The organism is Lacinutrix mariniflava, assembly GCF_001418015.1.
Taxonomy (GTDB): Bacteria; Bacteroidota; Bacteroidia; order Flavobacteriales; family Flavobacteriaceae; genus Lacinutrix; species Lacinutrix mariniflava.
The window spans coordinates 97,066-105,746 of record NZ_LIQG01000030.1 but is presented as its reverse complement, the minus strand read 5'-3'; the positions used below and the strand labels follow the sequence as shown (position 1 = coordinate 105,746).

At 31.7% G+C, this 8,681-nt stretch carries 10 protein-coding genes and 1 tRNA gene; 6 read left to right on the top strand and 5 right to left on the bottom strand.

Annotated elements, in window-relative coordinates; all coding sequences use genetic code 11:
- Positions 1-42: 42 nt before the first annotated feature.
- The 3 genes from murA to ASC44_RS15660 form a co-directional block, all read right to left on the bottom strand.
- A complete protein-coding gene (gene murA / locus ASC44_RS15670; protein ID WP_055448568.1) occupies positions 43-1,359 on the bottom strand; it encodes a UDP-N-acetylglucosamine 1-carboxyvinyltransferase in 1,317 nt (438 codons plus the stop codon).
- A gap of 9 nt (positions 1,360-1,368) precedes the next feature.
- Positions 1,369-2,034: a DUF4290 domain-containing protein gene (locus tag ASC44_RS15665; protein WP_055448567.1), complete on the bottom strand. Its 666-nt coding sequence runs from the start codon at positions 2,032-2,034 to the stop codon at positions 1,369-1,371.
- An 81-nt stretch (positions 2,035-2,115) separates the two neighbouring features.
- Entirely contained in the window at positions 2,116-2,409 is a 294-nt protein-coding gene (locus tag ASC44_RS15660; RefSeq protein ID WP_055448566.1) for a DUF493 family protein, read from the bottom strand.
- A gap of 101 nt (positions 2,410-2,510) precedes the next feature.
- Between ASC44_RS15660 and ASC44_RS15655 the strand changes: the two genes are divergently transcribed.
- The 5 genes from ASC44_RS15655 (at position 2,511) to ASC44_RS15635 (ending at position 7,123) form a co-directional block, all read left to right on the top strand.
- Positions 2,511-3,053, top strand: coding sequence for an AAA family ATPase (locus ASC44_RS15655; protein WP_055448565.1), 543 nt, complete (start codon positions 2,511-2,513; stop codon positions 3,051-3,053).
- Between the two features lie 21 nt (positions 3,054-3,074).
- Positions 3,075-4,976: a RecQ family ATP-dependent DNA helicase gene (locus tag ASC44_RS15650; RefSeq protein WP_055448564.1), complete on the top strand. Its 1,902-nt coding sequence runs from the start codon at positions 3,075-3,077 to the stop codon at positions 4,974-4,976.
- Positions 4,976-5,932 (top strand): methionyl-tRNA formyltransferase, encoded by a 957-nt coding sequence (fmt, locus tag ASC44_RS15645; protein WP_055448563.1) that lies wholly within the window; start codon positions 4,976-4,978, stop codon positions 5,930-5,932. Before ASC44_RS15650 ends, fmt begins: the two co-directional genes overlap by 1 nt.
- A gap of 193 nt (positions 5,933-6,125) precedes the next feature.
- Complete coding sequence (locus ASC44_RS15640) at positions 6,126-6,398, top strand: HU family DNA-binding protein (RefSeq protein WP_055448562.1); 273 nt, start codon at positions 6,126-6,128, stop codon at positions 6,396-6,398.
- 164 nt (positions 6,399-6,562) lie between these two features.
- On the top strand, positions 6,563-7,123 hold the full coding sequence (locus ASC44_RS15635) for a YqgE/AlgH family protein (RefSeq protein ID WP_055448561.1): 561 nt from the start codon (positions 6,563-6,565) through the stop codon (positions 7,121-7,123).
- 34 nt (positions 7,124-7,157) lie between these two features.
- Here the strand turns inward: ASC44_RS15635 and ASC44_RS15630 are convergent, their stop codons facing one another.
- Together ASC44_RS15630 and ASC44_RS15625 are read right to left on the bottom strand one after the other, a co-directional pair.
- On the bottom strand, positions 7,158-8,000 hold the full coding sequence (locus ASC44_RS15630) for an aminotransferase class IV (protein WP_055448560.1): 843 nt from the start codon (positions 7,998-8,000) through the stop codon (positions 7,158-7,160).
- A 53-nt stretch (positions 8,001-8,053) separates the two neighbouring features.
- On the bottom strand, positions 8,054-8,440 hold the full coding sequence (locus tag ASC44_RS15625; protein WP_055448559.1) for an START-like domain-containing protein: 387 nt from the start codon (positions 8,438-8,440) through the stop codon (positions 8,054-8,056).
- 139 nt (positions 8,441-8,579) lie between these two features.
- Here ASC44_RS15625 and ASC44_RS15620 point away from each other — a divergent pair.
- Positions 8,580-8,653: transfer RNA gene (locus tag ASC44_RS15620), tRNA-Met, on the top strand.
- The last annotated feature ends 28 nt before the right edge of the window (positions 8,654-8,681 follow it).

Sequence of the window (8,681 nt, the reverse complement as noted above, 5' to 3'; positions counted from 1 at the left end):
GTTTTCACTGTAAGCTTTTTTTATAGTCATTGTTTTTAAATTCTAATTCCCTTCAACACGAGTAATCTTAGCACCAATTTTCTGTAAACGTTCTACAATATGTTGGTAACCACGATCTATCTGCTCGATATTATGAATAGTAGATGTTCCTTTTGCAGACAATGCAGCAATTAATAATGAAATTCCAGCTCTAATATCTGGAGACACCATTGTTGTTGCTTTTAATTGCGATTTAAAATCGTGTCCCATTACTGTTGCTCTGTGTGGATCACAAAGAATAATTTTTGCACCCATATCGATTAGTTTATCTGTAAAGAATAAACGACTTTCAAACATTTTTTGGTGTACTAGCACTTCTCCTTTCGCCTGTGTAGCAACTACCAATACAATACTTAATAAGTCTGGTGTAAACCCTGGCCAAGGCGCATCGGCAATGGTAAGAATAGAACCGTCAATATAGTTTTGTATTTCGTAACCTTCTTTGTGAGCAGGAATATAGATATCGTCTCCTCTTCTTTCTAGAGTGATTCCTAATTTAGCAAACACGTTAGGTATTTGTCCTAAATCGTCCCAACTTACGTTTTTAATGGTTAATTCAGATTTCGTCATGGCCGCAAGACCAATCCAACTTCCTATTTCAATCATATCTGGAAGCATTGTGTGATCCGTACCACCTAAAGCATCTACACCTTCTATAGTTAATAAGTTAGAGCCAACACCAGAGATTTTTGCTCCCATTCTGTTTAGCATCTTACATAACTGCTGTAAGTAAGGCTCGCAAGCTGCGTTATATATTGTTGTTGTACCTTCTGCTAAAACCGCAGCCATTACAATATTTGCTGTTCCTGTTACAGAAGCTTCATCTAAAAGCATATCTGTACCAACTAATTTAGTGGCTTCAACACCATAAAAATAGTCTTCTCTGTTATATCTAAATTTAGCACCTAGACTTATAAAACCTTCGAAGTGCGTATCTAAACGACGACGACCAATTTTATCTCCTCCTGGTTTTGGTATATAACCTTTGCCAAAACGAGCTAATAATGGACCAACCATCATAATAGAACCTCGCAATCCACTACCTTCTTTTTTAAAATCGGCAGTTTGCATATAATCCAAATCTATCTCATCTGCTTGAAAAGAATAAGAGCCTTCTCCAAGTTTTTGAACTTTTACACCTAAATTTTTTAAAAGTGATATTAGTTTATTAATATCAATAATATCAGGAATATTGTTGATCGTTACTACTTCTGGAGTTAGTAACACTGCACATAATATTTGTAATGCTTCGTTTTTTGCGCCTTGTGGTTGAATGTCTCCCTTAAGTTGGTGACCGCCTTCTATTATAAATGTACCCATTTCTTGTATTTAGTATCGTTTTTTACCTCGATTTGAGTTATTAGTTTTCTTTTGGTATCCTTTTTTATTAGAAGTATTAGTGTACTTCTTTTTTGCACTAGATTTTAATAAACTAGCAGAATCTGTTAATTCTTCTTTAGAATCTTTTAAGTCAATTTGCCCATTAGACAACTCGAATAAATGATTAAAAATAACATGATCTTCAACCGTATCTTTATTCCAATTTAAAAAACACTTTTTCATGTGATTCGCAATTGTATAAATCAAAGCTTCTTTTAAATCACCTTCTTCCCAAGATACCGCTACATCAACCATAGTCTTAATATTATTTCCGTAGAAACGATATTTAGGAAAGTTTTGTGGGTATTCTAAAGTTTCGGGACGCTCTTCAAGCACTTCTTTTAAAGGCTTTTCGTAAGGAGAATCTACATCTAAACCAAAGTTAGCCATGATAAATAATTGATCCCAAAGCTTATGCTGAAAATCTGGCACATCACGTAAATGCGGCTGTAAATTTCCCATTACGGCAATAATAGCCTTTGCTACTTTATTACGCTCTTCTTTGGTTTCTCTACTTATAGCAAAGTTTACCATTTTTTGAACGTGTCTTCCATATTCAGGAATAATTAAGTGTTCACGCTCTGTGTTGTATTCTATATCGTCTATTAAAGTCAAAATTGTGTAGATTTAATGTATTGCATTGAAGTATCTAATGCTTTCGCAAAATACAAAAATGTTCTAAGTATAACGCAATAATTATAAAGAAATTACACCTTCTACTTTTTCTCCAATTTCTATATATTTTGCAATAATTGCATCTGGATCTTTCATTATAACATTAATAGAAATGCTAGTATATTTACCATTACTAGATTCTTTTGTTTTTATTACAGCTCCCGAAAAATTAAAGATAGCTTCAATCTCCGCTATTTTATGCAAATCTGAAAGTACAATAAATTTATACAAATATTCTGATGGCCATTGTGTGGTCTCTAATAATTGTTCTTTTAATTTTGCGTAAAATGCTTCTGGATTTTCTTCTTTGCTCATAAAACTAATTTGTTTTAGGTATGGTTCGCAAAGATAAGTTATCCTTGCATTTTTTTTATACCTTTTTTATTCCGAATTTTACATCTAAAATCATACCATAGTTGAATACAAAAACAATTGTCATAACAGGAGGACCAGGAAGTGGAAAAACCTCATTAATTAACGAATTAACAAAAAGAGGCTTTACTTGTTTTGAAGAGATTTCGAGACAAATAATTTTAAAAGCAAGGGAAGATGGCATAGAACAGTTATTTCTTACCGACCCTTTACAGTTTAGCCAACTCCTTTTAGATAGCAGAGTTAAACAACACAGTGATGCATTAGAAAGTAATAATGAGTTTGTTTTTTTAGACAGAGGCATTCCAGATATTACTGCCTATATGGAATTTAAAGGTGATACTTATCCAGAACATTTTACTGAAGCTTGCGAAAATCACAAGTACGATTCTACTTTTATTTTAGCACCGTGGCAAGAGATTTTCACAACAGATAGTGAACGTTACGAAAATTTTGACCAAGCTATAGAGATACATGAAAAACTTCTAGAAAGCTATTCTAAATATGGTTACAATTTAAGAGATGTCCCTTTTGGGTCTATAGAATCTAGAGCAGATTACATAATAGACGTTGTAAAAGCACTATAAATATAACATTTAAAACACCAATTGAATCATCCTATTAACATATTAGAACGTTATTGGAAATTCACCTCATTTAGACCGCTTCAAGAAGAAATTATCAATTCGGTTTTAGAAGGTGAAGACACCTTTGCTTTACTACCAACAGGTGGTGGTAAATCGGTTTGCTTTCAAGTACCCGCTTTAGTAAAAGAAGGCATCTGTATTGTTGTTTCGCCATTAGTTGCATTAATGAAAGACCAAGTACAATCCTTACAAAATAAGGGTATTAAAGCAATGGCTTTAACTAGTGGTATTTCTTATAAAGAATTAGACACACGACTTGATAATTGCATTTATGGTAATTATAAATTTCTTTATCTCTCTCCCGAGCGCTTGCAACAAGATATTGTACAAGATCGCATAAGGTTAATGAATGTAAACCTAATCGCTGTGGACGAAGCGCATTGCATTAGCCAATGGGGAAACGACTTTAGACCTAGTTATAAAAACATTGTTAAATTAAGAGAATTACAACCTACTGTAAATGTTATTGCTTTAACAGCAAGTGCAACTCCAGAAGTGGTAGACGACACTATAAAGCAACTCGATTTTATTAGTCCAAAAGTATTTAGGCAATCGTTTTCAAGATCAAATTTGGCCTATATGACGTTTACTGAAGAAGATAAACTCTTTAGACTTAAAACCATATTAACAAAAAACAGAGCTCCTTCTATTGTTTATGTTCGTAATAGAAGAGCTACACAAGATATTTCTGGTTTTTTAGAAAGTAACGGATTTACAGCTACTTTCTACCATGGAGGATTAACAAATACCGAAAAAGATAAAGCTCTTGAAAGCTGGATGAACAACCAAAAACAAGTTATGGTTGCTACCAATGCTTTTGGAATGGGAATTGATAAACCAGATGTAAAAACAGTTATTCATTTAAATTTACCCGAAAGTTTAGAAAGTTATTTCCAAGAAGCTGGCCGTGCTGGTCGAGATGGAAACAAAGCTTTTGCTGTTATTTTAAAGAATAAAAGCGACGAATTACTAGTTAGAAATCAGTTTTTAAAAGTATTACCACAAGTCGATTTTATTAAATTAGTTTACCGGAAATTAAGCAGCTACTTTCAAGTTCCTTTTGGGGAAGGACAAGATGAAACGTTCGATTTTAATTTTAATAGATTCTGCAAAACCTATGGCTTTAATACACTCTTAGCATATAATGCAATCCTTATTTTAGACAGAACGAGTATAATCACCTTAACTAAGTTGTTTAAAAATAGTACTCAAGTACTTTTTAAAGTGAGTAATAATGCACTATTTAGCTATTTAGAAACACATCCTAAAATAAGTATTATAGCAAAATCTATATTACGTACTTATGGAGGTGCTTTCGAGCAAGAAACTAAAATTAACACCACGTTAATGGCAGAAAAAGCATCGACAACTGAAGATAAAATAATTGAGGCGTTAGTACTCCTAGAAAAGTCCGAAATTATTACATTAAAACATTCTAAAACCGATGCGCAAATCACTTATTTAGTACCTCGCGAAGATGAGAAAACTATTAATAGAATTGCAAAGGTTATTAAACAACAAAACGCATTAAAGGAAAAGCAGGTACTATCTGTAGTAGAATATTCTAATAATGATGAGCTATGTAAAAGCGTGCAACTCCTCTCCTATTTTGAAGAAACCCAAGTTAAAAACTGTGGCATTTGTTCGGTATGTATAAATAAAAAACCAAAGAAAAAGGTTGTTATAGCAAATATTAAAAATGAAATTATTAAAGTTTTAGAACATGGTGACCTCTCTTCTAGAGCACTCTTTGAAAGGCTTAATTTTTCCGAAGACAACATTAATGCGCAATTAAAAGAATTAATAGAGTACAATATTATTAGTATTACAAACACGAATACTTACAAACTAGCACATATATAATGAGTGAAAAAAGAGATTTAAAAATAGTATTTATGGGTACACCAGAATTTGCGGTGACCATTTTAGATACCTTATTAGAAAACAATATTAACGTTGTAGGTGTTATTACAGCTCCAGATAAACCTGCTGGTCGTGGTAGAAAACTAAACAAAAGTGCTGTAAAAGAATATGCCGAAACTAAAGGTTTAAATATTTTACAGCCTACAAATTTAAAAAGCGAAGAATTTTTAGAAGAGCTAAAACTCTTAAATGCTAATTTACAGATTGTAGTAGCCTTTAGAATGTTACCAAAAGCAGTATGGCAAATGCCAGAATATGGTACGTTTAACCTTCATGCATCACTATTACCAAACTATCGTGGTGCTGCACCTATTAATTGGGCTATTATTAATGGAGAGACCAAAAGTGGTGTCTCTACCTTTTTTATAGATGAAAAGATAGATACCGGCGAAATGATTTTACAGGAAGCCTTAAACATAGATGCTAACGAGAATGCAGGAAGCTTACATGATAAGTTAATGCACCTTGGAAGCGACCTTGTTATTAAAACCGTAAAATACATTGCCCTTGGAGATGTAAAAACCACACCGCAACCAGAAGATGCTATTTCTAGAACGGCTTATAAACTAAATAAGGACAATTGTAAAATAGATTGGACAGAGAATATAAACACTATACATAATAAGATACGCGGTTTAAGTCCATATCCTGCAGCTTGGTGTCAACTTTTTAACGACAACCAGACGCTAGATATAAAAATATATACTGTAGAAAAAGAAATTATAGAGCATGACCATATGCCAGGAAGTATTATTTCTACAAAAAAAGAAGTAAAAGTTGCGGTAGATGGAGGTTTCATTAACATACTAGATATTAAACTTCCAGGAAAGAGAACTTTAGATATAAAATCGCTTTTAAATGGTTATAGTTTTAAAAGTGATTCAAAAATGCTCTAAAGCCTTATGGTTGCTATAAAAGTTAAAAATCTCATAAAACCGGTCATCTTTATTAACAAATGTTCAAAGTTATTAACAATATCAGGTATTTCCCTTGCTATTACTTGCGTAGTAGCATAATCCGTATAAATTTGTAGGAGGATAACAAAAAATATTGTTTACCAACTATTTATTAATAATTAAAATTTACATTATGAACAAAACAGATTTAATCGATGCTATGGCAGAACACGCAGGAATTACTAAAGCAGCTTCTAAAAAAGCTTTAGAATGTGCGTTAACTGAAGTACAAGGAGCCTTAAAAAAAGGTGACAGAGTTTCATTAGTAGGATTTGGATCTTGGTCAGTTTCTAAAAGAGCTGCAAGAGACGGAAGAAATCCTCAAACTGGAAAAACTATCCAAATCAAAGCTAAAAACGTTGTGAAATTTAAAGCTGGATCTGATTTAGCTGGTGCAGTAAACTAATTTTTACTACATTATATCTTACAAAAGCCTTCCTAACGGAAGGCTTTTTTAGGTTAAAACAATAAATTTTTATTTTATTTATAATAATTTTAACATAAACCATTAAAAATATTGTCTATTCAATAAATATAGTTTACATTTATTTTATAAATTTCTCTTTTAATATGATATTAACGAAACCAACAAAAGGAGATTTGTTAGTCGCAGAACCATCAATAATAGGCGATTTATCTTTTAATCGCTCAATTGTTTTATTAACAGATCATTCTAAAGAAGGTTCTATAGGTTTTATACTTAATAAACCTTTAGAGTTCACTATAAACGACTTAATACCTGAGATCGAAACTCCTTTTAAGGTATATAATGGCGGTCCAGTAGAACAAGACAATCTTTATTTTATACATAAAGTACCAGATTTAATACCTAATAGTATAGAAATATCCTTGGGTATTTTTTGGGGAGGCGATTTTAGTGAAGTTTCAAAACTAATTTTAGATGGCAAAATAAGCGAAAAGGATATTAAATTCTTTTTAGGCTACTCTGGTTGGGAAATCAACCAATTAGAAAATGAATTAAAATCTAATGCTTGGGTTGTGACTAAAAATGTCCACAAAAAAGCTATTATCGAAAAAGATTATCAATTTTTCTGGAAAGAGAAAATGGTAGAACTTGGTGGAGATTATAGTATTTGGTCTAATGCGCCAGAAAACCCTAGTTATAACTAAATTTAGATAAACATTTTTTTAATAGTATAAAAACTTAACCCAATCTCACTTTTACATTTATCTTTTGAAGTAGCATTTTACTCACTTCATTTACAAATGTCTTTTTTCTATATTTTGTAATGGGTTGTATACCTTTTATAACGTTAGTTACAAATAACTCATCTGCTTTTTGCAGTTCGAAAGGAGAAATAGACTCTTCTATTAAAGTGTAATCTGGTAATAATTCTAGTACATTAATAATTTGCTGCCTCATAATACCTTTTAAGCAACCATCTGCTAAAGGTGGTGTTTTAATAGTATCTCCTTTTACGAGAAATAGATTTCCATTTAAAGCCTCCACTACACTCTTATTCGTGTTTAACAACAAACAGTTGTCTAAATCATTTTCTTTAGCGTAAACACTTCCTACAACATTAATAGCCTTATTATTTGTCTTTAATGTCGATAACAATCCTGGAGCAACATAAAAGTCTTTAAACAAATCGACTTCATAAGCCTCATCATTTAACAAATAGAAATCTGAATCTAACGCTTTCGCGGAAATAATAAACGTTACTTCTTTGTTAGTAGGTAAATATAATCCACCACTATTTCTATGTACTTGAATTTTCACTCTTGCTGAAGCACTTAATAAATTATTTTTCTCAATAGTTTTTAAAATTTCAGCTTCTATAAAATCCATTGTAAATGTCATTGGAATGTCCATACGCATAATACGCATAGATGCCATTAACCTAAAATAATGATCCTCAAGAAATAGTATTTTACCATTAGAAACTTTAATAGTTTCAAATAATGCATCACCATAGCTATAGCCACGATTTTCTGGTGTTAAAACTTGATTGTTGTCGCTAAAATTTCCGTTAATATTTATCATAAAAAAAGTGCCGAATTTCTTCGGCACAAATATAAGTTTAAAATATGTATTTACTAAGCTGAGCCTAATACTTGTTTTAAATCTGAAATCTGATTTTCCCAAAGCATTTTCCCTTCCTCTACTTCATCTTCTTCTGCAAAATCTGTAATCATTATAGAAACATCTTTAGTAATCTCATCTACTTGAATTCTAATTTCAAAGAAATAAGACTCTCCTTCATCTTCCAACCAACGAAATTTAATACGTTCTCCACTTTTTTTAGTAAGTAACTTAGCTTGCTCTTCTGAACCGTCCCAAATGAATTTAAAAATTTCACCACGAGAATTTACATTATCCGCATACCATTCAGACAAACCAGAAGGCGTCGAGATATATTGATAAAGTAATGCTGGTGAGGCGTGTATAGGGAATTCTAATTCGTATTTAACTTTTTCGTCCATGTAATAATTATATAAAAATATTATGTCTCCAATATATACATTAATTAATAAGTTTATTAAAAAAAATAAATAAATATTTTATTTCACTTTATGTTTGCTCACAATGAATTTGTTTTTATATTTGCACTCTCAAAATAATGGCGAGGTAGCTCAGCTGGTTAGAGCGTCGGATTCATAACTCGGAGGTCATGGGATCGTGCCCCATTCTCGCTACAACATTGAAATCATTGTAAATAAGCGG

Bases quoted from the DNA above. Each gene is read 5' to 3' on its own strand.
- ASC44_RS15635 (WP_055448561.1), top strand. From the start codon at position 6,563: ATGATATTAACGAAACCAACAAAAGGAGATTTGTTAGTCGCAGAACCA.
- ASC44_RS15660 (WP_055448566.1), bottom strand. From the start codon at position 2,409: ATGAGCAAAGAAGAAAATCCAGAAGCATTTTACGCAAAATTAAAAGAA.
- ASC44_RS15640 (WP_055448562.1), top strand. From the start codon at position 6,126: ATGAACAAAACAGATTTAATCGATGCTATGGCAGAACACGCAGGAATT.
- murA (WP_055448568.1), bottom strand. From the start codon at position 1,359: ATGGGTACATTTATAATAGAAGGCGGTCACCAACTTAAGGGAGACATT.
- ASC44_RS15625 (WP_055448559.1), bottom strand. From the start codon at position 8,440: ATGGACGAAAAAGTTAAATACGAATTAGAATTCCCTATACACGCCTCA.
- ASC44_RS15630 (WP_055448560.1), bottom strand. From the start codon at position 8,000: ATGATAAATATTAACGGAAATTTTAGCGACAACAATCAAGTTTTAACA.
- fmt (WP_055448563.1), top strand. From the start codon at position 4,976: ATGAGTGAAAAAAGAGATTTAAAAATAGTATTTATGGGTACACCAGAA.